Annotated in this window: 31 protein-coding genes; 3 read left to right on the top strand and 28 right to left on the bottom strand. The window is 33.4% G+C overall.

Annotated elements, in window-relative coordinates; all coding sequences use genetic code 11:
- Positions 1–20 precede the first annotated feature (20 nt).
- From NSQ62_RS08325 to NSQ62_RS08245, 17 genes are all read right to left on the bottom strand, one after another.
- Positions 21–3,929: a PHP domain-containing protein gene (locus NSQ62_RS08325; protein ID WP_341323470.1), complete on the bottom strand. Its 3,909-nt coding sequence runs from the start codon at positions 3,927–3,929 to the stop codon at positions 21–23.
- 170 nt (positions 3,930–4,099) lie between these two features.
- Positions 4,100–4,459 (bottom strand): hypothetical protein, encoded by a 360-nt coding sequence (locus NSQ62_RS08320; protein WP_341323469.1) that lies wholly within the window; start codon positions 4,457–4,459, stop codon positions 4,100–4,102.
- Between the two features lie 35 nt (positions 4,460–4,494).
- Entirely contained in the window at positions 4,495–6,216 is a 1,722-nt protein-coding gene (locus NSQ62_RS08315; protein ID WP_341323468.1) for a DHH family phosphoesterase, read from the bottom strand.
- Between the two features lie 46 nt (positions 6,217–6,262).
- Positions 6,263–7,381, bottom strand: coding sequence for a hypothetical protein (locus tag NSQ62_RS08310; protein ID WP_341323467.1), 1,119 nt, complete (start codon positions 7,379–7,381; stop codon positions 6,263–6,265).
- Between the two features lie 25 nt (positions 7,382–7,406).
- On the bottom strand, positions 7,407–9,002 hold the full coding sequence (locus NSQ62_RS08305) for a DnaB-like helicase C-terminal domain-containing protein (protein WP_341323466.1): 1,596 nt from the start codon (positions 9,000–9,002) through the stop codon (positions 7,407–7,409).
- Positions 8,999–9,385, bottom strand: a complete 387-nt coding sequence (locus NSQ62_RS08300) for a hypothetical protein (protein ID WP_341323465.1) — start codon at positions 9,383–9,385, stop codon at positions 8,999–9,001. The genes NSQ62_RS08305 and NSQ62_RS08300 overlap by 4 nt, the downstream gene beginning before the upstream one ends.
- A gap of 179 nt (positions 9,386–9,564) precedes the next feature.
- Positions 9,565–10,554, bottom strand: a complete 990-nt coding sequence (locus NSQ62_RS08295; protein ID WP_341323464.1) for an ATP-binding protein — start codon at positions 10,552–10,554, stop codon at positions 9,565–9,567.
- Positions 10,555–10,631: 77 nt separating this feature from the next.
- Positions 10,632–11,576, bottom strand: a complete 945-nt coding sequence (locus tag NSQ62_RS08290; protein WP_341323463.1) for a hypothetical protein — start codon at positions 11,574–11,576, stop codon at positions 10,632–10,634.
- A gap of 109 nt (positions 11,577–11,685) precedes the next feature.
- Positions 11,686–12,069, bottom strand: coding sequence for a hypothetical protein (locus NSQ62_RS08285; RefSeq protein WP_341323462.1), 384 nt, complete (start codon positions 12,067–12,069; stop codon positions 11,686–11,688).
- 245 nt (positions 12,070–12,314) lie between these two features.
- Positions 12,315–12,746 (bottom strand): hypothetical protein, encoded by a 432-nt coding sequence (locus NSQ62_RS08280; protein WP_341323461.1) that lies wholly within the window; start codon positions 12,744–12,746, stop codon positions 12,315–12,317.
- A gap of 13 nt (positions 12,747–12,759) precedes the next feature.
- Entirely contained in the window at positions 12,760–12,999 is a 240-nt protein-coding gene (locus tag NSQ62_RS08275) for a hypothetical protein (protein ID WP_341323460.1), read from the bottom strand.
- 177 nt (positions 13,000–13,176) lie between these two features.
- Positions 13,177–14,202: a hypothetical protein gene (locus NSQ62_RS08270; protein ID WP_341323459.1), complete on the bottom strand. Its 1,026-nt coding sequence runs from the start codon at positions 14,200–14,202 to the stop codon at positions 13,177–13,179.
- A 21-nt stretch (positions 14,203–14,223) separates the two neighbouring features.
- Positions 14,224–15,585 (bottom strand): DNA sulfur modification protein DndB, encoded by a 1,362-nt coding sequence (locus NSQ62_RS08265; protein ID WP_341323458.1) that lies wholly within the window; start codon positions 15,583–15,585, stop codon positions 14,224–14,226.
- Entirely contained in the window at positions 15,582–16,544 is a 963-nt protein-coding gene (locus tag NSQ62_RS08260; RefSeq protein WP_341323457.1) for a tyrosine-type recombinase/integrase, read from the bottom strand. The genes NSQ62_RS08265 and NSQ62_RS08260 overlap by 4 nt, the downstream gene beginning before the upstream one ends.
- A 346-nt stretch (positions 16,545–16,890) precedes the next feature.
- Positions 16,891–17,772, bottom strand: a complete 882-nt coding sequence (locus NSQ62_RS08255; protein ID WP_341323456.1) for a helix-turn-helix domain-containing protein — start codon at positions 17,770–17,772, stop codon at positions 16,891–16,893.
- Positions 17,773–18,025: 253 nt separating this feature from the next.
- The gene (locus NSQ62_RS08250; protein WP_341323455.1) at positions 18,026–19,147 is read right to left on the bottom strand and encodes a hypothetical protein; all 1,122 of its coding nucleotides are present in this window, start codon (positions 19,145–19,147) and stop codon (positions 18,026–18,028) included.
- A gap of 351 nt (positions 19,148–19,498) precedes the next feature.
- Positions 19,499–19,819 (bottom strand): hypothetical protein, encoded by a 321-nt coding sequence (locus NSQ62_RS08245; protein WP_341323454.1) that lies wholly within the window; start codon positions 19,817–19,819, stop codon positions 19,499–19,501.
- 219 nt (positions 19,820–20,038) lie between these two features.
- On the opposite strand from NSQ62_RS08245, the gene NSQ62_RS08240 reads away from it, so the two are divergent.
- Positions 20,039–21,232: a DNA sulfur modification protein DndB gene (locus NSQ62_RS08240; RefSeq protein WP_341323453.1), complete on the top strand. Its 1,194-nt coding sequence runs from the start codon at positions 20,039–20,041 to the stop codon at positions 21,230–21,232.
- Between the two features lie 69 nt (positions 21,233–21,301).
- On the opposite strand, the gene NSQ62_RS08235 is transcribed toward NSQ62_RS08240, so the two are convergent.
- From NSQ62_RS08235 to NSQ62_RS08185, 11 genes are all read right to left on the bottom strand, one after another.
- Positions 21,302–21,610, bottom strand: a complete 309-nt coding sequence (locus NSQ62_RS08235) for a hypothetical protein (protein ID WP_341323452.1) — start codon at positions 21,608–21,610, stop codon at positions 21,302–21,304.
- A gap of 33 nt (positions 21,611–21,643) precedes the next feature.
- Positions 21,644–21,880: a hypothetical protein gene (locus NSQ62_RS08230; protein WP_341323451.1), complete on the bottom strand. Its 237-nt coding sequence runs from the start codon at positions 21,878–21,880 to the stop codon at positions 21,644–21,646.
- 139 nt (positions 21,881–22,019) lie between these two features.
- On the bottom strand, positions 22,020–22,310 hold the full coding sequence (locus NSQ62_RS08225; protein WP_341323450.1) for a hypothetical protein: 291 nt from the start codon (positions 22,308–22,310) through the stop codon (positions 22,020–22,022).
- Positions 22,307–22,570 (bottom strand): hypothetical protein, encoded by a 264-nt coding sequence (locus tag NSQ62_RS08220; protein WP_341323449.1) that lies wholly within the window; start codon positions 22,568–22,570, stop codon positions 22,307–22,309. Before NSQ62_RS08220 ends, NSQ62_RS08225 begins: the two co-directional genes overlap by 4 nt.
- Positions 22,567–22,821: a hypothetical protein gene (locus NSQ62_RS08215; RefSeq protein ID WP_341323448.1), complete on the bottom strand. Its 255-nt coding sequence runs from the start codon at positions 22,819–22,821 to the stop codon at positions 22,567–22,569. The genes NSQ62_RS08220 and NSQ62_RS08215 overlap by 4 nt, the downstream gene beginning before the upstream one ends.
- A 138-nt stretch (positions 22,822–22,959) precedes the next feature.
- Positions 22,960–23,295: a hypothetical protein gene (locus NSQ62_RS08210; RefSeq protein ID WP_341323447.1), complete on the bottom strand. Its 336-nt coding sequence runs from the start codon at positions 23,293–23,295 to the stop codon at positions 22,960–22,962.
- Positions 23,296–23,390: 95 nt separating this feature from the next.
- On the bottom strand, positions 23,391–23,786 hold the full coding sequence (locus tag NSQ62_RS08205) for a hypothetical protein (RefSeq protein WP_341323446.1): 396 nt from the start codon (positions 23,784–23,786) through the stop codon (positions 23,391–23,393).
- The gene (locus NSQ62_RS08200; RefSeq protein WP_341323445.1) at positions 23,783–24,034 is read right to left on the bottom strand and encodes a hypothetical protein; all 252 of its coding nucleotides are present in this window, start codon (positions 24,032–24,034) and stop codon (positions 23,783–23,785) included. Before NSQ62_RS08200 ends, NSQ62_RS08205 begins: the two co-directional genes overlap by 4 nt.
- 22 nt (positions 24,035–24,056) lie before the next feature.
- Positions 24,057–24,305 carry an LPD11 domain-containing protein gene (locus NSQ62_RS08195; RefSeq protein WP_341323444.1) on the bottom strand — a complete coding sequence of 83 codons (249 nt, stop codon included), beginning with the start codon at positions 24,303–24,305 and terminating at the stop codon, positions 24,057–24,059.
- Between the two features lie 2 nt (positions 24,306–24,307).
- A complete protein-coding gene (locus NSQ62_RS08190; protein ID WP_341323443.1) occupies positions 24,308–24,550 on the bottom strand; it encodes a hypothetical protein in 243 nt (80 codons plus the stop codon).
- A gap of 120 nt (positions 24,551–24,670) precedes the next feature.
- Positions 24,671–24,856 carry a hypothetical protein gene (locus NSQ62_RS08185; protein ID WP_341323442.1) on the bottom strand — a complete coding sequence of 62 codons (186 nt, stop codon included), beginning with the start codon at positions 24,854–24,856 and terminating at the stop codon, positions 24,671–24,673.
- A 238-nt stretch (positions 24,857–25,094) separates the two neighbouring features.
- On the opposite strand from NSQ62_RS08185, the gene NSQ62_RS08180 reads away from it, so the two are divergent.
- Entirely contained in the window at positions 25,095–26,168 is a 1,074-nt protein-coding gene (locus NSQ62_RS08180) for a hypothetical protein (RefSeq protein ID WP_341323441.1), read from the top strand.
- A complete protein-coding gene (locus tag NSQ62_RS08175) occupies positions 26,146–26,454 on the top strand; it encodes a hypothetical protein (protein ID WP_341323440.1) in 309 nt (102 codons plus the stop codon). Before NSQ62_RS08180 ends, NSQ62_RS08175 begins: the two co-directional genes overlap by 23 nt.
- The last annotated feature ends 171 nt before the right edge of the window (positions 26,455–26,625 follow it).

The following is a 26,625-nucleotide window of genomic DNA, read 5'->3' as shown; positions in this document are numbered from 1 at the left end:
ATTTGGAACTCTCAGACAAGTTAAACCCTTGTGCGTTCCGCTTGTAGACTCAAACTCCCGTCCTCTCCTATCTTAGTTATAAGATTTATTGTATGCTCCCCTTTTAGCGCTTTTAAGACAAACTGATCTTCTCTGCGATAACCTGTGAGCATCAATAAATTCCCTCTAGTAAACCAAGAATTTTCTAATATTGTTTTTTTGCTGCTCTCATTTTTCGATATTCGTTTATCGTAATAACTGAAATTGCCGCCATACGTTTTAACCGTGACAACACCTTCTGGCGTTAAAACTGTTATCGTATGATTATTTTTATTTTTATCTAGTACTGTTCCAATAATAGTGAACAATTGATAGCGTTTCATTTCTCGTCCACGCCATTCATACTCCTCTAGGACAACTGGAGCTTCATCCAGGGCAAAAAAGTTACTGAATCCATAGCGCTCATAATCAACGTTGCCTAGCTCATGCTCATTTGAATAATAAGAAACTGAATCCATCTCCCATTTAGATACTGTTCCTGCCGCAGTTTCATTCCAAATTTCTAAGAATTGTGCTTGATTAAATTTACGAATAAAGTGCGCATCAGTATACAGAGGTTTGATTGGTAGCATCTTTTGGTCATATTCTTTTTTGAATTTTTTTTCTGATATTAATAGATTCCCTTTATATTCCCCAACAACTGAATCAAAGGTGAAGTTGTTCTCAAAATAGTATTGTGAGTAATTATCTAAGAGGTAAATTTTTTCGTCAGAGTAGTCTTTAGATTTATGAGTGGATTTCATGATGTATTTGCGGAAGTTGTAGTATTCTTCATATTGCTTTAATTTTGGTGTATGAAATAGTCCCAATGAGATGATTTTTGATAGGTTTTTTCCGTCTAGTGTCTCTTTAGCATTTACTTCGCTGATTAAAAATTGTTTCATAATTTCAATCGGCGCGCCCATTTCATTAAATGCACCTGCTTTGATTAGCTGTAAAAAATGTGAGCGCTGAATTAACTTAGTCTTATACATGCGCTCATAAAAATCCTCAAATGATGCATAGGGGCGATTCTTGATAATTTCATGAACGATGTTATCGCCAATTCCATTGATTCCTTTTAACGAATAATAGATTTTATCATTCTCTAAGTCAGGCGTGAATCCAAAACTTGCGCTATTTATAAAAGGCAGTTCAATTGTTACGCCATATGATTTTAAATTTCCAATTGCAGCGGCAACTTTACCATAGTCCGTTGACTTTCCTTTTTCCCCTTCTTCCACTTCCGTTGAGCCACTGTTAATTGTAAGACAAGCTGTATACCAAATGATCGGGCCATATTTATAGACAATTTCAATGTTTTGTAGACCAATAATTGAATATGCAATTGTATGAAGAATCGAGAAACCGTAGCCCTTTTGCCTCGCAATCTGCACATTCCACACATAATCTAAGAATTCTTTGCGTGTCCCAATCTGTTCCCCAGCTATATAAAAATCTTTTCTTACTGCTTCATACGCCTTTTCAGATTTTTTGGCAATGGCTTTTCTTAATTTATTAGCTGCTGTCATATCCATTGCGGCAATCTTTTCATCCATAACCAATAGCATGACTACTTCTTGCGTATCCGCAACCCCATTCAAAGGAAGCAAATGCTTTTCCATAATTTTAATTTCGTCATTATTTAGGTTGTAGTTTTTCATTTCTTCATACCATAAATTAATGTCTTTTTTATACTTCGTAAACGTGGAAACTGGTGACTCTCCATCATTAGCCATTAGACGCATCAGACTATTGACTGCTGCCATTTCAATTAGATTTGTAGGCTTTGTGTCCATTAAAGCCTGTGCAGCTAATTTTGTATCAAACTGAAATAGATCGGGTATTTTCCCTTGTCCTAATAGCTCATATCGCTTCGGGTCATTTAAATCCATCTTTTCGGGACGTAAGTATTCATTAAATGTTTTTCTTAATGTGCCTTGCCATTGCACCAAATTTTTATCTAGCATAATATCTAGCGATTGATGCAGTTTTGACATGTTCGATACGCCTAGCACATCATATTTAATACTGCCGAGTGCTTGTGTATCATCTAAATTGTATTGCGTTATTTTTCGTTGGTTTGGCGCTCGCATCATTGCATTTGTTTTAGTGTAGTCCTCGTTTGTTAAAATGACACCGCCCGCATGAATTGAACGCTTATTAATTAATCCTTCAATTTTTAACGCTGTTTCCTTGAGTCGTGGGTGCTTTTCAATTTCTCGAATAAACTCTCTACTGGCTTTCCGTTCCTTTTCCGCGTTTCCATATAAGCAATCGGAAATAGAATAGTTCTCCCCACGTTCAAAAGGGATTAGAGAGCTTAAATACTGCCCTATATCCAAATCTATACCTAAGCCACGGCAGGCAGTTTGTATGGCTGATTTTGACCCCTCTGTGCCATATGTGCATACCTCCAACACCCGCCTTTCTCCAAACTTTTCACGCATCCGTTTTATAATAACTTGACGCTTTTCTGGCTCAACATCAAGATCAATATCTAAAGCGGATATATCACCACGGCTACGGTGTAAGTGTCTCCAGTGAGGCATTTCGATTCCATATTCAAGCGCATTAATTTGTGTAATACCAAGCAAATAATTTATTAAGAAACCGCTTGCTGAACCTCGCCCACTACCTACTAATGACCCTTCCGTCCGACTATCTTCACCGCAATCATCTCCCCACATGATGTTAACAATTTCTTGAATCGTCACGTAGTAAGCCGACATAGCTTGTTGCAGTTGCAGCGAAATTTCCCACAGCTCGCCTAGTTCCACATTTATTCTTTCAATTATATTGTGAAACTTTACTTTTGAAATAACTTTGTATGGAATGAGGCTAAGAAAACCTTCTTCAATTAAATGAACTAAATATCTATCCTGTTCGTCCTCACTATATGCCATTTTTTTAATGTAGCTATATTGCTGATAACCAGGCTCAAATAAATGCTTTAATTCAAACGCTGGCAGTTCAATTTTAGGGATAATGGTTGGAGCTTCAATTGTATAATCCTCTATCATATCACCAATTTCCAGTGTATTTAAGAGTGCCCTAGTCACAATGGCTTCATCTATATAGCTCAATTTTTCATATATCTCCTCTTTTGTATGAAGATACGTATTTGAATAGAACATTGCAGTTTCACGATCCCCGTCTTTTGCGTTTAAATAAGCAGCATGAATATCTGCATCTTCTGGCCTCAAATAATGCGTGTCAGAAGTAATGATTAGCTCTAAATTCAATTCATTGGAGAACTCAATTAATTTTTCATTAACAATACGCTGCTCCCCATCTTTTGCGGGCTGCATTTCTAAATAAAAATTACCTTCACCAAACACTTGTGAACACCATTGCAAAAACGCTTTTGCTTTCTCATAATCACCATTTAAAATGTGAATTGAACTCTCCGAACCTAAACAAGCGCTTGTACCAATTAATGTATTGGGGTATTCCTTTATAATATCTACTAGATTACTTTTAATAGTAGGCACTCGTTCCATTGTGCCAGTATAAAAAGAATTTTCCCAAGCCATACTCGACAGTTTTCTTAGAGCTTCATGCCCCTCTTTATTTTTTGCTAATAATAGAAAGTGCGGAAACTTTGTGATACCCGATTGATAGTTATCACGAACTTCTTCTAAGGAATTTACTAAATAAATTTCATTACCTAAAATAAGCTTAAAATCTTCTGGGATTTTACCGCTTTCTTTTAAGCGCCTGGTTGTTTGAATCCCTTTTACGTGCGCTGCAACCGTTTCGTGATCTGTGATGGCCACAGCTTTTTTCCCCATATCCGCAGCCGTTTGAATCAATTCTTCAACAGATATAGTACAATCTAACAATCTGAAATTGGACGTGTCTAAATGGTTATGCAGCTCGATCATTGAAACTTCATCATTTTTGCACATTAGGCGACCTCACCTTCTATATTGTTTTATCATTTCACATATAAAAAATGAGCGTAAGTATCAAACACTTTACACTCAAACAATTTTATAATAATCTATTTATGTCAAATAATTTAAAATTATTCCTCTTTACTGTCTATCCAAATTTCTGAAATCCTACCTTCTTTAACTTAAATAATAATTTCACACGCTAACGAAAGCAGTTTTTCAGAATTATATTCTCCACGTAAAAAATTATTTACTGCTGCCCCAAGAGACGTATAGCCTTCGTCATAAATAACATCTCTTGTTCCTAAATCCATGAATACATAGATTGTAAAATCAGCGTTATACTCCTGTTCCTCCTCAGAAAAATGATAATAAGCGCCACTGTAAATATCGATTTCTAGCTCTGGAATCCGAATACAAGCACCATCTAGCCATATTTGATGATCCAGCTCATCTTCTAGCAAGATAACATCAATATTATTTTCACATAGTACATCACTAAGAGCATCTTCTATATTTTCTAGTGTATAATCTATTATCAACACCCCCTTATATAATAAAAATTTATTTATGTTAATTAAAATAAGAATTTTTTGTTTTCTTCTTTGATTTCAACTATTTCAAATGCCTCTATAATAAATTGGGCTGTATTAACGCCATTCCACGTATTTATTCCAGTGCGCCCAATAACATTTAAAACAACGGCTTTATTCAAATTCTTTAGTTCAATTAGCTTTTCTGCTTCATTAAACTTAACAAATGAGATTTCATTAGAATCGAACTTTAGCATATCTGCATTTTTGCCCATAATTGAGGCTTCACTTAAATTTACCTCTACCTTTTCAATGGCTAATATTGGCGCTTCAATTCCTTTTCCCCAAACATGCGAATATCTTTCCATATCCGTTATAAACTTTTTCGTTAGTATTTTCGCTGGCATTACTAAATCCACTAGATGTGCTTCATTAAGAGTCAGATTTTGAAATGCCTTATTAACCCTCGCATTTAATGACTTAAAATTATCAGTGTTAATTTGAACACCTGCTGCATTTGGGTGGCCTTCTACAAAATCAAACAATTCCAGACTGTTTAAAAAACTTTTTGTGTTTTTCAGTTGCTTATCATACCCACGCATTGAACCATTTAAAATAGTTTGATCTTGATTATTTTTGCGAAGGATTAAAGTTGGCTTTCGATATTTACTTGCAACAAATGAAGCTACATAGCCACTCATATTCATAATCATGTCACCTTCAATTTCAATGATAATAAATGTGTTTTTATCTAGTTTTTCACTTACAATTTTACTATCTAGCTCCTCCATCAGTTTGTTTTTCAATTTAGACTGCTTAGAGTACATGTTGTTGCAAATGCGTGTAATCCTACGCGCCCAGGTTTCATACTTATTTTCTTTTCTTAATCTAGGATTATGCGTAATTTCTTGATGCTCAATGAACGCTTTAAATAACTCGTCCAGTTCTTCTTTTGAACACACTCGTAAATAAGCATTGATTTTAGGAATACATTTATAACTAATAATAGTAGGAGTAAGCTTTGTTCCCTCATCTACATTTTCCTTAATAATTTCTTTTAAAAATTCATTTTTAAGGTTATTTAAACCTTTAGTAACAAGCCATTTTGTTTCCTTAGAAGCGAGGTTCATAGCGTCACCAATCAATCCAAAAGCAACTAAGTCAATATAACGCTGCGAGTTGCTTATGTTTAGCTTTTCATCAAGCAATTGAATAAATTTATATACGACCCCAGCTCCGCTTAACCATTTATTCGGATACTCATCTAATTGATTGTTTATAACCGTGGCGTATTTTGAGTAGCTAGTAGCCTCGTGATGGTCTATAACAAGCACATCAACGTTTCTTTGCTTTAATTGCTTGTGAATCTCATACTCGGCTGTTCCTGCATCGGGAACGATTAATAAATCAGTTGTTACTGGAACAATATCAACGTCAATGCCGTGCTTCTTTTCTGGAAGGTGGTTAGACCAAGTTAATTTAATTTTAGGAAATGTATTTTTCAAATAATTGTATAGTACTGCCGCGGAAGTAAACCCGTCTAAGTCTTTGTCAATCTGCAAATGAATATGATTGCCTTTTTCGATGTGTAAAAGAAGTAAATCCGCACCTTCCTCAATGTTATTTAATAGCTTTGGAGAATGTTCAAAATAAACTGGTCTAATATACCAATCTATATCATTCACATGGATATTCCGATTCTTAAAAACTGTTTTAATTGGCTCTAGTAGATTTGCATTATTCTCATCTATTAGTCTATACAACATATCACCTCTTTTAATCGTTCATAGTTATTTTATAAATTTACTTTTGTTAAAATTTACACCATATTTGTTCTTTCGTTTGCAGTAATTGTTCAAAAACTACGGCATCTTTATCAGTAGGGCTATCCTTGTAGTCCAATAATCCATCTTTATCCCATATTGTATAAACACGTACAAAATTACTGAAGCGCCTTCCGAGTTCTACTAGTTTTTTTTTAAAAATGAATGCCTGTAAATCATCTACATCTCGATATTCTTTGTCTAAGCACAAAATTACTTCTTCAATATCTAGCTGCATTAAAATTGAAATTTGATACTGGTTAATGTTTTTTCCGCTTAATGCTATCGCATAATTATTTTCTAAACCAAACATCGTAGCCATTTGCATAACTGATTTTTCTGATTCAAATATAGCAATTTTTTTTAATCGATTGATCGCTAATTTATTTTCCCATAAACCATACAAATTTGAATAACTTGCATGATTATAAAGCGTACCTTGCACACGAACAGGAATATATTTGTAGCCACTTTCAATTTTCCATTCGTCTAAGTTCCTCATTTTAATACCAATAATTTTTCCGTTTTTATAATAGCGGTGAGGAATAATGACTGCATTCTCTTTATCATAAAATTTAATATCAAAAGCATTTAACACTTCATGAGAAATTCCATCATTATAAAAGGTTTCATGATGGCGTGAACTAAAAACTTCTAAAATTTTATCATCATGCGTCTGCGGCTCTGAAAACTCAACTTTCTTATTTCTCTTAAATCGTTTGAAGTAAGCGAGTTCTTCATTTTTTTTAACTTCATTGGGTAATAAGAAACTGCTATCAAATAGCCTATCTGTTTTGCGAGTTTTATATTTAACGTACTCTACTGCATCTCTGAAGCTAACTTCAGTATCATGCGTTTTGTAAACTTTTATAATCAAATCATAAATGTCAAATTTACATGAACATTCCGTAAAACAGCGAAACATGTTAGTACGCTGCATGTAATAAAGCTTATGGCTGCCACCGCTTTTATTATGGCAAATCGTATTCGTAATAATTTCGTTTCGTCTCTCGTTGTAGTGAACGTTTTCAGCGCCTAATTCAGTCAGTAACAGCATAATATCATCAATTGTTAGGCTTTCTTTTAGCTCGATAATATCGTGGCTCAATGTGTTACCTCTTTTCTATTGGATTTTAATCTTCTGCAAATTCTGGCAGCTCGTCTTCATCATTATCATATAGCAATTTACTAATTTCTGTTCCGCTCGGTTCATTGAATGAAATGGTTTTAAGCTCAATCTCTGATATTAATTCACCGTTATAATTTATACAAAACAAGTCTTGAAATCGCAAAGTGCCTGTATTAAAATGCCCAAACACTCGAATACGCTTCCATTTACCGCCCCTTGATTTATATACGTTTAAGCTAATGTTCGGTTCAACTGCAAATTTAACCATCTTACCCGACTTATAAACTGCATCAATTAATTTTTGGTCTTTAGGCCGAATTTCCAGTAGAATATATCCTCCATCTATTTTATCTGCTAATGCTTTTGAGCCTCGAATCCAGCTTTGATCCATGTTGTCGTCTTTGTTTTGGTTGTCATTTAACTGAGTAGCGCTTTCAATGTGAATGTCATATTTGTTGCATAAGTCTTTTAAACTAATAGCAATAATTAAAAGAATTTGGTCTTCACGTAGGTTTCTAGCTCCTTTTTGAGCTAACGCGGAGAGTAATTTTAGAGACGTGTGGATATAATCAAATTCAATAAACTCTACGTCATGTAAATTTATATGTTTAATAATGGTCGTTTCTATATCCTCTATGTCAAAATCACTTAACACCTCAAACCATAAGCTTGATTTTTCTAAAATAGTTACAGCCTTTTCAACTCGCACTTTTTCTTCATGTGTTAATTTTTTCTCATGTATAAGTGATTCATCAACGTTCGCAATGTAGGCTACAAAAGGAAGCTTAATTTCTTCTTCATCTAATTCGGTTGAAATAATTAGACCATGTTTATTAGCACCTGTTTTGATCCATTTGTTTTCTTTATTATCCCAAATTTCGGGAATAGTTTTAGCTGCCATATTCGCCATTCCAAAACGAGACTTCCCTCCACCAGTGTTACCGTGTTTGAGGTTGAATTTTCTTTTACGTGAGCCACGAAAGATTGTATTTAAAAATAAGGAGGCTTGCGGTGCTCCGAAACTTGGTGATGCTTCTTTTGCATCAATAATTTCTTGAACGTTTTCAGATATATGTCCACCGCTAAATGTATTACTCGATAGAAATTGCTCTTTAATAAGAATGATTTTTAATTCTACATGCTTTACCATGTCCGTTAGCGTCATTTTATCAAAGCGCTTGTTTCTTTCTTCCTCTTCTGCTAAATCGACCAGTTTTTCATTGTAAATATCTGAAATATCAATACCGATTTTTTTACATTCTCGCAAAAATGTAAACTTCTTTACTCGCTGATAATGCATGTCGAAATTGTCTATTACAGAAAACTCTTGTATTGCTTCTAAATATTCGATTCCATCATTCTCGTTAAAAATTCGATATTGTTCTGTGTAGTTTTGCAAATATGCATCTATTTCTAGTATGGTTATTTTCTTAGCTTCATTTGTATATAAGTTTGTAATTGCGCCAAAAATAATCTGATGCATTTTCTCGACAAAATCATCTGTAGACAAGTCATATGCTTTACTTGAAGTGCGTTCTGGATGCTTCATTAATCCTGCTAAAACCTGGGTAATCGCTAGTTTGTCTTGAAGTTTAGTCATTCTGTAATCTCCTCTATGTTTACTAGCTTTTTATTCACTTTTTTTGGAGGATCATTAATATAGACTGTCTCATGTTGAGGATTGTAATCAGTTTCTTTAATCTGTTGAGTTATTTCAAATAATCGGCCAAAAAATTTTTCTGCTTCTGCATAGACATATGGAACAATACCAATACCCTTTTCATCATATGAATTTCCTTTAATTTCGTGAAAATAGCGTAATGTTAATTCAATGGCTTTATATTGAAAATTATATTTATCTTGCCAATCTTTTATTTGAGAAAATATTTTTGGATCTAATTTTCGATGTCCCTGTAATTCAATGATATATTCAAGCAATTCCTTTCGATCCGCTTCATTGATTTTATATTTTTCATAGCACATGTTGTGAAAATACTTTTTGGAGCTGTGCTTTACATAAAGCGTATCTTTTTTAATTGCTTTAACGCACCAGGCGCATTTTAATTGTGTAGGCGTAGAAATAATAATCACCCCTAAAATAATTGCGCAGTATCTAATAGACACTACGCATTATTTTTGTATATTTTAAATTTTTATTTATGTTAAACGTTTAATTCTTCCGCTAATTCCTTAACTTCAATTAATAATAATGAAAGCAAATCAACTTGAGATGGCTTAACATCGCCAACTTTTTTTCCTTTGCCTAAATGTCTTTCAACACTTTCCAACAGCTCATCTAAATAACCCGATGATGCCAAACGATTTCCAATTTCATTGATTTCTGAAAAGATTGCGTCAAAATCTAACGCTTCTGATTGATAGGATTCTTTTTGCTCATTGTAACTTACTGCTACAATTCCTTCTGCTTCCTCTTGCAAGCGAATGCCTTCTGCAATAGCTGCTTCTAAATTTTCTGCCGTAAATTCTGGGATAAATGTTGTCATATAATCGAAACGAGAACGAGCAAAAAATTCTGGCGTTTCCGCGAACCATGCCGATGATTTAATAACTTTATTGTTTTCGTCAATACCATTTGATTGTAAATACACAACAACGTCTGAATTATCAATAATTGGTTTAATTGAACGTTTATCGCCTTTAGGGATTTTCTTCCCTTCTTTAGTCGTTTCTTCATGGCTGATAAAAATCAATGTGTAGCCGCTATTGAGTAATTTATCGATTTCCGTCCAATACTCCGTTTCATATTCTTTCCAGAGTCCGTAACCTTCGTTACCGTCACCAATTGTTTCAACACCAAATTTTTTACACAAATAATCTTGGCAGTAAAGCGCACTTGTGTATACTTCATCAAAAATAATAGTCTGATAAAGCTCTCTCGCTTTTGATAGCGTTTTTGGATCAGTTAGCTGCTTATTGATTTTTTTGAAATCCGTCCACTTATTAACAGGTAAAAAAGGAATGCCAGCGATTGCGCGTAAACCTTTTTCAAATCCAATATAATACGGGCGCTCCATTCGAGTAGCTTGTTTCGTTTTCCCTAAATTGTTAGAGCCAACAATTGTAATTACTTTCCCCTCTAATCCTTTTGCAACTGTTGAAATCTGGGGATTGAAAATATCAAAACTAGTCATTCACTATCAGTCTCCATTCATTATTAATCTAGGAATGCTAAAACGTAATTATTATAAAAATTTATTTATGTTAGAAATTAAAACAACTTTCTTACGTCTCGCACTTCATCCGAGGATTTATTAGTTGGAAAACCAGTAGAATTATTATTAGTTGAAGCGTTCTCCCCGTTTTGTCGCGCTTTTTGCTGTTCCAGATACGCCTGACGCTTTACTAAGCGCTCTTTAATTAGCTCAAGATTGAAAGCATATGGTGAATCCTCTTCATATGCGCTTTTAGCGTTGTTGATTAATGATTCCGAGCGGTAAGTAATAACCAGTTCCTCTCGCGGCTCACCAAATGCCATTTCAACCATTTTACGCTGCTCTTTTTTAACATTTAAGATATTGCCGTACACTTTTAATGTTTGACCATGTTCTAAGTTGTATAAGAAGAAATCCGCTCCCTCTTCAATCACGGCAAAGTTATAGGGAACAATGCTGCTGTACGTAGGAATAAATGCCTCTACAATTGCGCGACCTGTTTCCTCGTCATCTAAAATTTCTTGACGTGCTTTCGATACAAAAATATCAACTTCAAACACTGCCCGAGGTGTTGGATCATCAACTTCACGTAGTCGATTAACAAATCTTCCATCAATTTGTTGGTATTGTCGAAGTCTTCCGTCTTGAGCATAGTATTCGTTTGTTACAAGCTTACCGTCAACGGACACCTCACTAGCAACTAGATTAAAACCTTTTTTAGCTGCTTCTGCAACATCGGCTACTGAAACGTACTCTTCTTGAACCGTTACATAGGCCTTGAATAAGTTATTTTCTTTACCCTCTTTAGTGTATTTATTTGAGCGCAAGCGAATTTGATGCACCTCATTATCACCTGTGCGAATGCTAATTGTACCATTAATAAATTCGATAGTTTCACCATCTGTATTTTTGAACGTATCAATTTTCAAATTCTTTTCAACTAACGTTCCTACAACTGTTACTTTGTTTGCGCCCTCTTTTAGAACTTTTTTTTCAGACATATAATGCTCCCCTTTAATTCATATTGTAAAACTTTACTCATGTGTGTCTCAAAATCTCCCCCACACACTCTATTATCTTCTCGAAATTCGATTTCTTAAACACTACATTCTAAATTTTTTTAATTTTTTTCAAAACTTCTTTTTCATACTCAAGTAAATTATCTTGAAAATACATAGAGTAGCCAATTCTAGCAAGCACATATGCATCTCTCACATCGTCACTCTCATGCTCAAATTTCCATTTTTTAAAAATCGGTAAAATCATAGCTTCTTTCTTTGCTTGTCCGTTATTGGTAGCAAATTTCTTAACAACCGATGGTGGGACATCAAGATAGGGTATAGAGTTTAATACCAACGCTTCACGGACAATCCAGCCTGCTCCATATTGAAAGCCCACGCCTCTCCCTCTAGCTCCATATGCGAATCCTTCTACTAACACTTTATCGGTTGCAGAATCTAAATAGCTTATAATACGAGCTGTCATCTCCATCATTCGCTGGGGATCGTCCAGATTTTTTGCCGATATTTTCACTGACTCAATTGCAATGCCGCTTTCATCTAAAATGCAAAGTCCAGTGTTTGTTGAAATATCAATTCCTACAAATCTAATATTACTCTCCTACTTTCGTTTATTTCGTGTTTTTTCTGAATGACTAAGTAGACCCGAATGACATAGCTACACCTCATTTTATATTAGTTATTATGAAGAGAATTAATTGCATAGCTGCACATACAATTTCATTCTCTATCCTCTTTGTTTTTCCTTCTATTATTTTTCTTTTTTAATTCCAACAACTTATTTAATAAATCATAATTTTTTTCATCTAAAGCGACATCAATGGCCAATCTTAACGCCCTTTCCTTGTTTTGCTGCTCCAATAGAGTTATTAAATGCAATGTCGTTTTGTTTACTGGAATATAAGGAAACTTTAATCGTAGCTGCTTATATTCACTAAATGACAAGCGTTCGTCTTGAACAGCTTCGATATGTTTTAAATCAAATTTTGATAAATAAAGAATTGTATCATCTACAACAATATATGGGCATCCATCCTGTTGATCTAAATCAATAACTACATATTTTACTCCTTCTTCTAGCTTATGCTTCATTTTTGACCTTATTTTTTTTATATTTGTAAAAATTATTTTATCTCCTTTTTTTAAATTCATTATAATCCCCCCATCATTTTAATTCTTCAAAAAGATCAACTAGCATAATCCAGTCATTTTTATAAACTTCTTTTAGCTCTTGAAAGTTATCCTCGTAGCCAGTTTGGTAGCCTAAATGAAAAACAGCCTTTAATATCCCCAACTGTTCCGCTGAAATTTGGCTAAAATCCGCGTCCTCCATAATGCTCTCCCATTTATATTCTATATATCCTGTTAGGTGTTTATTTAGTTTTTTACCAATAATATCTTTCAACAGGCTTCCCCCTAATATAGTAAAATTCTTTCGTAATAATTTATTTATGTCTATTCTGTTAAATATATTACTAAATTTGCAAATATATTGGTTTCAGTAAAACTGGCAGCCAGGCCAGATTCATTTTGATTCACAATTTCTATGTACCACGTTTGACAAATAAAAAAACCAACGAAATTAAATTCGTTGGCTCTGCACTTTTTCTATTTCTTTCTCCACAACTTTATATCCATATACTTCTTTGAATTTCTTTTCTGAAGCTTTTTTCTTTAATGTTAAAATATTTCTTGTGTCTTCGCCGTTATATTTAATAATGGACGTATTAAAAATTTCTGCAATTGTAATCCAATCGTCATACGTCATAAACCCTTGCTTTTGATGAATCTCATTAACATGATGTAACATGCCACTGTTAATAATTCTTTTAGGTGTTATGAAGCTCGTTTCAAACAACTCTTTAAACATTGTGAACTTCCGCTGCACAAAAAATAAATCTAGCGCACCCTCTTGCTTGCCTCTTGCGGCTTTTTTAAAGATAAATGGTGATGGTACTAAAAGACTTTCAGATGAACGTATGCTTTCTGACTTGCCATTTTTATTGCGATATACTGTTTCATCATCTGTTTTTCTTAAATATTCATCCAATTTTTCGGAAATTTCAAGTGTACGTGAATTTCCATGCTTATCATAAAGTGTTGCGTAATAGCGACCATCTTTTTCAGTTAAATCTTTTGAGCGTAGATTTAGTAGCTCTGAATAACCTTCGCCCCCAATGCCCTCAAACAGCGCCAATAGCACCGCACGATCTGGATAGTTATCTAATTCCTTACACATATCTAAAATTTGTTCACGTTTATAAACTGGTTGTCTAAATGATGCAACACATTTTGATACCCACTCGCGCTTATCAGTAATTGCTGCTAATTCATTAATTGTTGTTGTACGGTATTTTGTAGCCCAATCAATATAATATTCTAATTTAAAAAAGTAATTATATGCACTATCAATCGTTGATGCTTCAAGACCTTTAATTACATCTTTTAATTCCTCAATATTCATTTCATAAATGTCTTTTTGATAGGCTAATTCAGTTTTTTTTGCTTTTTTAAATACGTAATTTGCCATTTGCCTAGTTGCAGGATATGCGATTGTCGCTAAGTATTCTTCTTTTACTTTTGCGTTATAGAATTTTTCTTCGCTCACTATCTACACCTCCTTTTAATTTTAATTCAGCATTTCACGCTTTTCATTGTAATTTTTAGATTGCTCTACAAGCCCTATGAAATAATTTTCTATTTTCTCTTCTTTTGCGTTTTTTGTAATAACACCGTTTTCATCCACTATACCCAACTTCATCCATATAGGATTATTTCGAGAAAAATCAATTTTATTCATTATTTCCGCTAATTCCTTAAATGCAATATTATCTTTATGCATTTTAGCAGCTAGTGCAATATAGCCTGCAAACATTTTATTGTAATACATCAGCGAATGCTTATTTCTGTTTTTATAATCCCCAAATTCCTGTGGATATAAACTCATTAGATACTCGAAAAATTTAGTTAAGTAATCTGCCACTTCGTATTCATCTGATTTATTTTGCAGTTTGAAATTGCGATCAATGGCATTGCTTAAAGTAAGATAATTCACTAACTCCCCACTTTCAGCGTTTACGCGACCTTTACGTGAAGAAATCCGACCTCTTAACTCTGATTCCGATTTTAATAATTGAATAACACCATTTGCTCGACTTTTATCTTCCATTTCTAATATACGCGCTTTTGATATTCTAGTACCTTTTGCAGTTTGCGCTTGCCAACGTTGTGCCTGTCTTGTTGTCTTATTAGTTATATCTAATGTAAAATAACTTTCAACTTCCGAATCAACTTCATACACTTCTTGACAGGCAAGACAACGATGGAATCCATCTAAAATATCTAGTCTTGTGCCTTCCGTTATTGTTAGTACGAATGTTTTCGGGTCATAAATTAACTCTTCTCCGCAGTCGGCTGTACGAGGAGCAGCATTAAACGTTATCGTAGTACGTTCGATTTCACCTTTTAATATTAAATCTCGAATTTCTCTGACATTTTTTTTATCCACTGTAGGCGTATATTCAAAAATATTATTTCGCTTAACCCTCGTTGCTTCGCGCTGGATGTCTGGATTGTAATTTAATTTATGTGATTTCATTAATTTTGCAACCGTTTGATTACTAATTATACTAACGTAACCTCCGTCACGGCCTGGAAGCGCTGTAATTTCCCACGGAAATTTAATTAACTCTTCTGAATTCGCAATAATGAAATCATACTGTTTTGCTTCTTTCATTTGGGCATTAGTAAACCATTTATTAGGATTTAAACTCTCGATGCCCGTTTTCACATAAAACTGTTCCGTAAATAATGCTAATTCTCGTTGATCTTCTATAAGTTCGGGATTTGATAATACTTCCTCTACCCGACCTTCCGTTATTCGGTTTTGTAGAAGGTGAGCTTTTACTTCTGCTAGTGTTTTTTTCTTGTTAACAATTTGATTCATGTTTTCATTAATAAGTTTTAGTAGTTCGTCTCTGCTGTCGTTCATGTCTCATTCTCCTTCTCGTTTAATTCTAAATTTAATAAAAACAAAACATCTTTTGGCATTTTTTCAAGCGCTTCCAACAACACGTTATGTTCAACTTCTTTGTGTAAATTAAAATTTAAATCCCTTGATAAAGAAAAATAACCCGTCATTTTTGCTTCAACTTCTTCGAGATAAATTTGAGTAGTTTCAAGCTTTTTATGTTTCCCTTTTTTTTGGGCATCGAGAATATTGTTTGTTACCCTTTTTGTATTCGTAACCGCTGCTTTTTTAAAAGAATGGAAAGTATAATTGCGATCATCTTGTTTTAATTTTTTTTTCAATCGTATCATCATATCATTAACGTTTTTGGAAGATAATGTAAATAAGTTTTTTTGCCCATTTAGCTTTAATTCACCAATTAAATCTTCATATAGCAACTTGCTAATGACTTCTACATACTTAGTATTTCCTTTGCCGTAGCCTGTTACATACACACGATTTCCGTCTACTTTAAATTGCTGCCAATTTAATTCAAGAACTTCTGAAAGACGCAAACCTAATTCTGTAGCTAAAATGATTGCCCATTTCTTTTCAATAGTTTTATACTTTTCATAGCTTGCTGCTTCAATATATTGCTCAACGATTTCCATTGGCATAACATCGTAGGAATTTGGAGTAGAAGGCAATGATTTAATTAAACCAAAAAAACTAATGTCTATATCAATATTCCCAGTTTTTTTTAGGTATTTATATAGAGATTCAATCGCACTAGCTTTGCGGTTTATGGTAGAATTTGCCTTATTTTTGGATAGTTCTTTTAAGTACCCGTTTAATTTGTTATAGTTTAACTGTTCTATTTCATCAATTATAACTTCATCGATGTTTTTGTCAAACATATATTTCAAAAATTGCTTTATGTCAGATAGGTAATTTACCGCAGTATCCTTCGAATATGAATATTTTTCCTCAATAAAATCCATTATAATTCTCTCCAGTTTATTTCCAGTGACACTCCTCAATTCTTTACGCTCCTTTATAAATTTATTTGACCTATATAACAGGATATGCAAAATATATCGGCTGTATAACTTACAATGTAACCATTTTTATAAAAAAGTATTCATATTCATCTTAAATTTGTGCAAATTTAGTCTTAGCAAAAACAAAAATAGCCTATAGATGGCCTATAAGCTAAGGTAAAAATCGTATTAATTTCTAATATGCGAAATTTTCAATAAAATATAAGCTTACTTATATTTTAACATTTATGTTTGAATTTGTTTTAATATGAGGACAGTAAGGAATTGATAAACGCTAATTCAAAAGTTAAAGGTAAATTTGCTTTTCCTTTTTTATAATTTCAACGTACAGTTCCCTATTTAATAGTTGAAAGAAAAAGAGGGCATTTATATAGCATCCTTTAATTTGTTCTTTATCCATTTTCATTTTTTCGTAGCATTGCCCTAAGTAATAGTGAAAGTTGCCTATGAATGACATGTTTTCAAGCTCTACAGATTTTTTTATTCCTGTTTTGCAATATTCAACGGATTTTTCATAGTCGCCCATATCGTATAAAGTTTTTGTTTTATTATACATAACTCTTAAACGATAAATATCGTAATTCAGTCGAGGGGCTTCTGAAATGATATTGTTTAGATCAATTTTATTATAATAAAATAACGCTAGATGATAATCTTTCCGTGTTGAATATAAAAAGGCAATTGTATTATAAATACGATCTTTCAAAAAATCTCTATTTAATATTAAATCGTCTGTTGATTGAACAAGTAAAATTAGTTGTTCAAGTGTTTCATCTAAAGTAGCTTTTTTTAAGTAATAAGCGCTACCGTAATGCTTCCACTTTAAAAAAGTTTGAAACCAATAGTCTTCTGGTTTTTTATAGAGTTCTTCACTTACAATGGCATAGACTTTATCGTATCTTTGGTTTGTTGTTAACTCTTCTAGCTCCTCAACTAGCACTTGAACATATGTATAGTTTGACATTAACAAGATGTTAATAAAATGCGTTATTGATTTTTTTAATTTAATGGATATTGCAAGTAATATCTCGATTCCAGGCTGTATCTCACCCTTTTCAATCATGCTAATTGTAGGTTGTGTGCATATTCCTTGACTCAATTGTTTTTGAGTCATCTTTAATTCTTTTCTAATACGGGCAATTTCAAAACCTAGCTGGTTATCATGCATAATTTCGACTTCCTTACTAAAATAATTTAATTGGAGTGATATTAATGAAGCGTACTTGTTTAAATATTTTATTTTGTCTTTCTTTGATTCTTGTTGTTGGTGGAAGCCCACTATTTGATAATACTGTACAACCTTTAGATCTACCTTTTGAGATGGGCCGTTAATTTAAGCATAATTATATTAGTACACTCTCCCGAGTAACATAGTAAAGTGATATTTCCTTATGCCGCTTACTCGGGGAAGTGACCACACTTTAAAATAAAGAGTGGAAAGGTATCTCTTTCGCACTTATACCATGAACAATTGCTCTTTTAACAGATGATATGCTAGTTGGTGCAGCACGGAAAGATATACTGTATTTTTTCGCTAATGATTTAGCTAATTCGCTACTTCTGTGTGAGGTATGTGAACTTAATGAAACGATCAAATCTTTTCCTCTAACTGCGGCTTCAAATCTTGCATCACTTTCATCACCGCTTAATATTCTATAAGATATTTTCGCTTCATCCATTAGGCCAATAAAATCATTTGCACGAAAATCAGCTCCAACGATTACAATTTTCTTTCCTTCTAATATTTTTAATTCTGTGTCATTCCACTTCAATTTCTTCTCGCTGTTCTGTTCTTTGTAATAGCTCGATGGTTTTGGAGGCGGTGGAGCAGGAATTTCCATCATGTCAGTGTAAAGCCAAATTATCCTAAATTCATGAGGCTTATTAGCATAAAAAGCAATTGCCACTACATAACCGTCCTGTAGCCTAAAATTAGAGACATTACTAATATCAAGGACAAATTCATGTTCCACACCATTTAATAGCGTTGGTTTTAATATTCCTTCATTATAATGCTGCTTAATTACATATTTTTCATCTGCTCTTTTTGTAACTAAACAATAATCCAATTCAACTCTATTACTCTTATCCGCACTGGTGCTGTCTGAATGCTTTTCAAAAATTAATTCCTGTTCATTTTCACCGATTGCTGTTATATAATCACCATGCACCCAGCCATTTGTGCGAATAATCTTTTCAGGCACATATAAAGTTGAATTATTTCTTCTTAATGTTCCACCTTTCAATCTTCTTTCGAGAGGCATTGGTTTATATATGTTATTTTCGCTCTCTTCTTCCTTCGGCAACGCTTCCGCTGCTACTGCGTTTTCAAATTTTAGATCGTCATTGCTGCCCTGCGCATCTGCTAAAGCACCGTCAATTACGTCAACATTATAATCTAAAAAATTTGGAACAGTGCCCCATATACTTTTTGATAATTCTGCAAATTCAAATAACCTGTTTATTCTTTGTTTAATTTCAAGAATATTTTCATCATTCATAGAGTTAATTGTATCTATTAACTCTTTTTTAATAAATTCCATATTTAACATCTCCTTGTGGATTCAAACCAAATCGAAAAAGCGGTCAATGAAAAACCTTTTTTAATTATTAATGTTATATATTGGATAATCCGATTTAGATTATTATACCTATATTACCAAAGTGTGTCTATATCATTTTCTCTATGAATAAAAGAAAAATAACACTTGATTACATTTTATTCTGTCTAAAGCTCGTTATTCTTAAATTTAATTTAACCAAATATACCTAAAATTATTTTTATGAAATAAAAAAAACGAGGATTTCTCCTCGTAAACGATCATAATCGCGTTCGCCGTTTGTACGTCCGCTAACACTCCTTCAGCCTCTCTAGCAGAATGTGTACATACAATTTAAGCACCGCCAATTTTATACTTATGAAAAGCCACGCTACCAATATCATCTAAATGCACATCTCGCTCAATTAAAGTATCTAAAAGCCCCCTACTAGCCAACTCACTTATAGAATTTGATTTTGATTCTTCAATTATATCTAATAAATTATTAACTACTCTAGCGTTACATTGAATTAAATCTGCATCATCAAACGTTATCTTTTCAATTTTACCTTTTGAATCCATTTTAAAATAATGCAGTTCGTGATTTTTCGATTTAAAACTAAACACGGCTTTTTCATTGCTAATACCATGATATTTGAAATAATATAGCGCCATATTTAGACCTCCATTTAATAGTTATGATTGACCCCTTTTCTTTGACAGTCGTTACTATCAGTATATACACTTAGGATTAGTTAAATGCATTATTCTAATTTTTTTCTTTTGTTTCAGATAAATCAATTATTAGAATATTAAAATTAAAAACATAAAATCATTGTAGTTATTTCTTTGTTTATGCTACAATATACAAAAAATAGCAAAAGGGGAATTAATATGACTCAAAAAGAACTATATCAAAAGCCTGGCTCTCTTGAAACAGAAGGAATTATTAAAGCAAATACTGAATTAACTATAAATCAGTACGCGACTATTGCTGCAATCAAGGGGCAACAATTCGGAAGAGAAGTGTTTTCTGCTGTCTTACAATTTAAAGACTTAGCAAAGTTTTTAAGAGTTTTTCCAGAAGTTCAACGTACTACTAGTGCCCGAAAAATCACACAAATAAAAACTTATATTTTATCTTATCTTGAAGATAAAACAAATTTGAGATTTTTCCCTGGCATAACAGTTACGGCAAGAGGAAATGTATTCTATGACTACAACACTAAAACAGTTGCCATTGATACAGTTTCATCTAAACTCTCAATCAATGACGGGCAACATCGTTACTACGGAATTCTAGCTACAATAGATGAATTAAAGAAAAAAATATCGAAAGCTCGCTCTAAAGAACAGCATGAACTTTACGAACGTCATCTTAATGAATTAAATGAGATGGTTATTCCTGTTGTTCTATTTAACAGCATTTCAGAAGATGATGAGAAACAATTATTTTTCGATCTAAACTCGTTGGCTACTAGACCTAGCCGCTCATCGACAATCCGTTTATCTCAAAATGACTTATTCAGCAAATTGGCTCGTGAAGTTTCGGAAGAAAACCATTACTTATTAAAGTATGGAGTAGAATATCACAAAATGTCTATTCATTCTGTCAACCCGAATACCATTTTATTAACTTCCGTCTATAATTTCTGTCGCGGTTTGTATCACAATGAATTGAAAGTAAACAACGAATTCCTAACAGAAAAAAATTACAATAACACAAAAAAACGTGTTACTTCTACGATGGATAAAATGTTTAAAGCGTTACCGCAAGATCTTCATGAAAAAAATAAATATGTTACTGCTAAAGGTTTTGCATTTAGAGGTATTTGTCGTTTTATCTATGAAGCTCAAAACGATTTAACGATAAAAGATGAACATATTTATCAAGCAATCAAAAAAGTAAATTGGCATCAAGACGTTTTATATTGGTCTAGTTTTGGTGGTATGGAGTCTCCATCTGGTTCTCTACAATTTGGCGGCCACGGCGAAGGTGGCGTAATTGCTGTCTATACAGCGTTAAAAGTAGCTTTAGAAGATGTATTGCAAGACGAACAAGAGGCTGCTAACGATAAAATTAAATGATTTGAACAATAAAAAATGGAATGAGTGGCTTAATAATAGCTGCTCATTCCATTTTTTATTATGTTGTTTTTATTCAAATATAATTTCCATTACAGGAACGCTTTTAAAGCCACTTTTATAATAAGAATGAAATCTATGCCAACCATCTGACAACCACTCATAATCATTTCCATGCTCATGAAATACGGGATATTGCTCTCTATGGTTAGGGATAAAGCCGCGTGAATAGTCTTTGTCAGAAACATTAATATTATGATCGTGTGCTTTTAGAGTTAATGTGTTTTCAAGCTCTCCTTTAAAACTGCCTCTAACCGTATATCCCCCTAGATACTTTCCGTTTTTCTTATTGTAAAAATTTACGTAAAGCTCTTTTGTCAATTGAATATCCCCCTTCTTAGTTCTCATGATGACTTACTGCGACAACATATCGTACACTTTCTGGCTTTCATATCGAATGACATGTTTACCATTCTGCATACCGTCATACATTGCCCCTAGCAAACCTTCTAAAATTGGTTGACCTTGCAGCTCCTTGCGTACACTAGGACGAGTAACCGTATCAACTTGAGTGTACTTAGCTAATAGTTGCGCCTTTGAGTCAAAAAGATTTATGCCACCTTCTGTTACGACCTTATAGATAAACCCCATTAAAATCCTCCCTTTATTTGTAGTAAGATGCCTGCTTACTGCACCTTTGTAATAAAAGTATACGGAAGTAAGCGCCACTTTATACTTATTTGTGACGCTTATTTTAAAAATTTATTTATGTTGTTATTCTCATATCATCTTAATCATAAAACCCATTCGCAAATGAAATTACATCATCTGCTGCCCCTTCATGTATGATAGTTCCGAACGGATCAATCACAATAAATTCATTTACTTTTTCAAAAACGCTAACTGTATTTAGAATTGCCATCGGCTCAAATTTATGCATGAGTGAAATTTTTATATTGCCTTGATTGACTATAAACACACCATTTTTTAATTCTAAGTTACTTAATTTTTCAACTGTCAACTCGCTTAACTGGATAGCTTCAAACAATACCTCTGATAAGTATTCAACATAAGTTTTCATGAATAAGCTCCCCTCTTCATTTCATCAGTTGTTAGCGCAAACGTAAAATCTTGCTCCCCGTTGCTGTTTAATAATACAGAACCACTATTATTTTCTTCAATAACCTTACACGTTTCACCGTCCATACAAACCAGTTGATTATTTACGAATAAATCATAGTATTCTGTTTCCCCGTCAATTGTTTTTTCGATTATTCCATTATTTAGCTGCCCTTTGAAATGGTTATATAGCGCATGTAAACTAACTGAAACGATTTTCATTTCACATTCTCCTTTATAGGTTTTAGACCTTCCATTTTTAAAACCTTTTCCACAAATAAAATCCGCTCTTCATTAACACTTGTTGCAGCTCCATTTTTGACTAAGCTAAAAAACAGATCTTTAATACCATGCATCATATCATATTTAGTATACAAAGTGTCTACCCAGAAAATAGCATCATACCACGCTTTAGTTCCTTCATTAAATTCTTTTTCTGGCACTTTAAGTTGTTCGCAAATTATCTTATTCATGTGACTCAATCTCCTTTACTTCAAGTTGTATTAACAGTATACGCAAAAAAACACCACCTTATTCTAAATGTGACGTAAATTTCAAAAATTAATTTATGTCAAAAATCAAAAAAAACCCCGTATAAAACAGGGCGAAATTTAATAATTAATATGTGTTTTGGTGAAATCTAGCTTCACCCATTTACTAATTTCATCAATCCACCAAAAACCATCGTTCTCCGCATCTATTTCATTTTCGTAATAGTCTGCTTCTTTGATTTTATCCTCTTGTTCTAAAATTGCAAGCACGTATTCAAACACCGTCAGATTAAAATCGCTAACTCTTTCACTGGCTTGTTGATACTGAACCGCTACAATTTCAAGAGCTTTTTCTGTTTCTGTAACTTCCGCGAATGATTTCACTAAATTAACATCTGCTGCACTTTCAAAACTTACAGTAGCTTTTACTAAATCTAATGCTTTGCCATATTCCATAATAAACATTCCCCCATATGGTATTAGTTACTGTTTTATTTTACCATAAATAATTTATTTTGTTTAAATCTATCGTTTAAGCACTAATTTAAACCTCATTGCTCATAAGTCACTTCTGTTAACCCTACAAGCTCCCACAATTCATTGTCAGCAAAAGTACCGATATATCGTTTACCATGATGTAAATTTTCAACGCTAACTGTTAAATCTGGTATAGCTAAATGATCGCTGCGTCCCACGTAAATCACATTTTCATATTCTGCCAATGGATCAAGAAAATAATGGCCCGTGTCATTACTGTACATATAAAACAAAGTTGTCTGATTAGGCTGCAAGCCGTTTGTTAACGAGTTATTACCACAATAGTTAGGGCTTACATATTCGCAAAGCTCATTTACTGCATATTTAGATTCCAATACCCCTGGCTCAACTTGGAACACACTAAACATAGATGTGACTGCTAAAATGCCTGTTAATGCTAAGTTTTTCATTTTTGCGCCTCCATTAAAACTTTCTTAATAATGCCCAACCCGACACTATTCATGTCATGTTCTCTCCCGTGCCAACTTTTAATAACACCTGTGATGTCTTCCGCGATAAAACCAATTGTTAAATCGTTAATGTTGTACCCCTTTTCATTAATCGCAAAATCGATTGTCTCCACTACCGTAGCTTTAAAATCCTCTACACGCATTTTAATTTCATTGTTTAAATCTGTTGTAAAAGTAACGGCGTTCATTGTGCTCCTCCTTTAAATTGTTTTATCCAATCATTTCAGCTTCATAATTCAAAATATCGTCCCATGTCAACCATTCTGGCTTTTCATCAGTATCAAAGCTTTTCCACAGCTCTTTCATTACTTTAATTTGCTCCTTCTCATTTTCTGCCCATAATGCATTTTTGCTCCTGTTCCCGTAGCCTAAGTAATAATCACAGTCACTTTGCAAACGGCTTAATAGCATATACCTAAATTTTTCATCTGCCTCCAAAACATCTTTATAGCTTGTCATTGCTACACCCTCTCAAAATATTCTTTGTACGGATCATTATTTTCAATAAAACCGCTTAAAAACTCCATTACATCTACTGTATCGGAAACATGCGTGTCGTTTGGATTTTGCTCGGCTACTACCTCAAATATCTCTGTAAGCTCGTTGGGAATGCTTACCCCTTCATTACTGGCCGTGTAATATAAAGCTTTAAAAATTATATCCGCCTGGACTGGTGTGATTGAAATTGATGTTAAATTTCCCATTTGTTATTTCTCCTTTCTAGTTATACTGCAACACAGAATAATTCAAACTGCGCTGCATCGCTTAAAACTTCTTCTTTATATTTTTGAATCAAAGTCATTTTCACTCTCTCCATTCAAATTTTATTTTTCTAAATTAATGTAATGTTCGGCATCATTATTACAACCCTTTACACCACAAATGCCGATTGCTGCATTAAAATCCAGTTTGTTTTTTTCAACAGCTAAAGCATTAACGCAAGCATTACAAATTTGAGAATAAACCCCCTCACTGTTTGTCACATCGTCAAACTGCTTAATTAACTCCATCTGGTTCTCCCTCCAATCTATTTTAAAATTCATGTGCTATCAGTATACGTATTACAATTTAAATGTATACAATATTTCAAAAATTTATTTATGTAAAATGAAAGTACTACCTTCTTCCATTATATAGCGTACCGTATTTTAACCCGTCAAAAATACCGCATTGTATAACGGTACAACTAGGCATTTATAATTCATCATGGCATATAATACGGTATAGATTTTAGAATGGAGGAAAGTATTGAAATTATTTGCATTAGAACTAGGCAATCGTCAGGTGAAGATGCTGTCAGAAAAAGGAATTAAAGTTTACCCATCTTACTTTATTGATTCAAACGAATACGGTAATCGTAGTATTTTAAATTTTGCTAAAAATGAAGAAAACACATCAGACTACGTTTCATCACTTGATATGGATTTTACTTACGTCTGGGGAAAAAAGCTTGATATAAGCAATCGACACATTACAGATACAATTGCATTTACAGATCGCTATGACTCATTAGAATTTTTATTGCTTACTGATTTTGCTTTAGCGGAAATGGCCCGTGATTTTAAACAAGCAACGAATGGTGAACTTGAAGTAGTTGTGATTACTGGCATTCCTTCTATTGAATATGAACAAAATGAAATTGTCGCTAAAGTGCAAACATCACTCAAAGGTAAACATACAGTCTTTATTGATGATACAGAATACAACATTTTAGTAAAACATGTTTATGTACTTACTCAAACGACTGGAACAGCAATTGATGCAATGGTAAATGAATTTGGAAACATCATAGATGATAACGACATTGAAGATAATTACATTGGTATAGTAGATGCTGGCGGTGGAACAGTAATCGTTGATGCCTTTAATAATATGAATTTAGATACAAATAATCGCTTACAACTAGAAGAAGGCGCACATGCGCTTTATAGCGCTATACGTAACGCTGTAACACTACTCGGCCATAAGATAACAGATTATGAAGTGGAACGTTTACTACGTCAAAATAGCGTTTCTGAACAGTATCAATGGAGTCCAAACAAACGTGATTTTTTAGATTTAACGGAAATTGTAATGAGGGAACGAAAGCGATATACACGAAAAATTGCTACTGCGGTTAAAACTACACTAAAATCAATCGCTAAAATGAAAGTTGTCTATGTAACAGGTGGAACTGCTAATTTACTGATTAAAGAGGAATTCAAACGTGTTATACCGATTGCTTGGTTTGTTATCGGAAGTGAAACAGCGAATGTACGAGGATTTTATAAATATGGTCTAGCAAATGGAGTGACTGGTATTGAAGAAGAATCCACGCATTGAAATTACGATTACAAAAGCTGATAAGGATATTGAAGAATTTTTAAATGCAACTGATACACCAAACGCAACGCTATTTAAAATTGCTATGCGCTCATACATGCAGCAAAGGGAAAATGAAAAATTAGATATGCGCATCAAACGGCTATTAGACGAGACGCTTTCAAAATTTGCACACGCTCCTCCTGCTCATGTTCCTGCTGCCTCTGCTCCAATTGTAGAAGATCCCCCCCCTACACCAATACAACATAAAAATAATCGCTTGAGTTTTGATGCTAAAAGGTTTTGATGCATGAAAAAGAGACTAGATAACCTTAATGGCTCTAGTCTTATCTTATTGCTTATTTCGGTGCATTTTCTTCCATCTATTCTGCATCTAATTCTCGATACTTTAACATGCGGTCAATAACTATTTCTTCTTACTACCTTTCTTTTTGGTAGGTAAGCCGTATTTGTCACT

This window comes from Solibacillus sp. FSL H8-0523 (genome assembly GCF_038051985.1).
Classification (GTDB): domain Bacteria; phylum Bacillota; class Bacilli; order Bacillales_A; family Planococcaceae; genus Solibacillus.
Note: the sequence above shows the minus strand (reverse complement) of the source record. Positions and strands in the feature narration are given on the sequence as shown.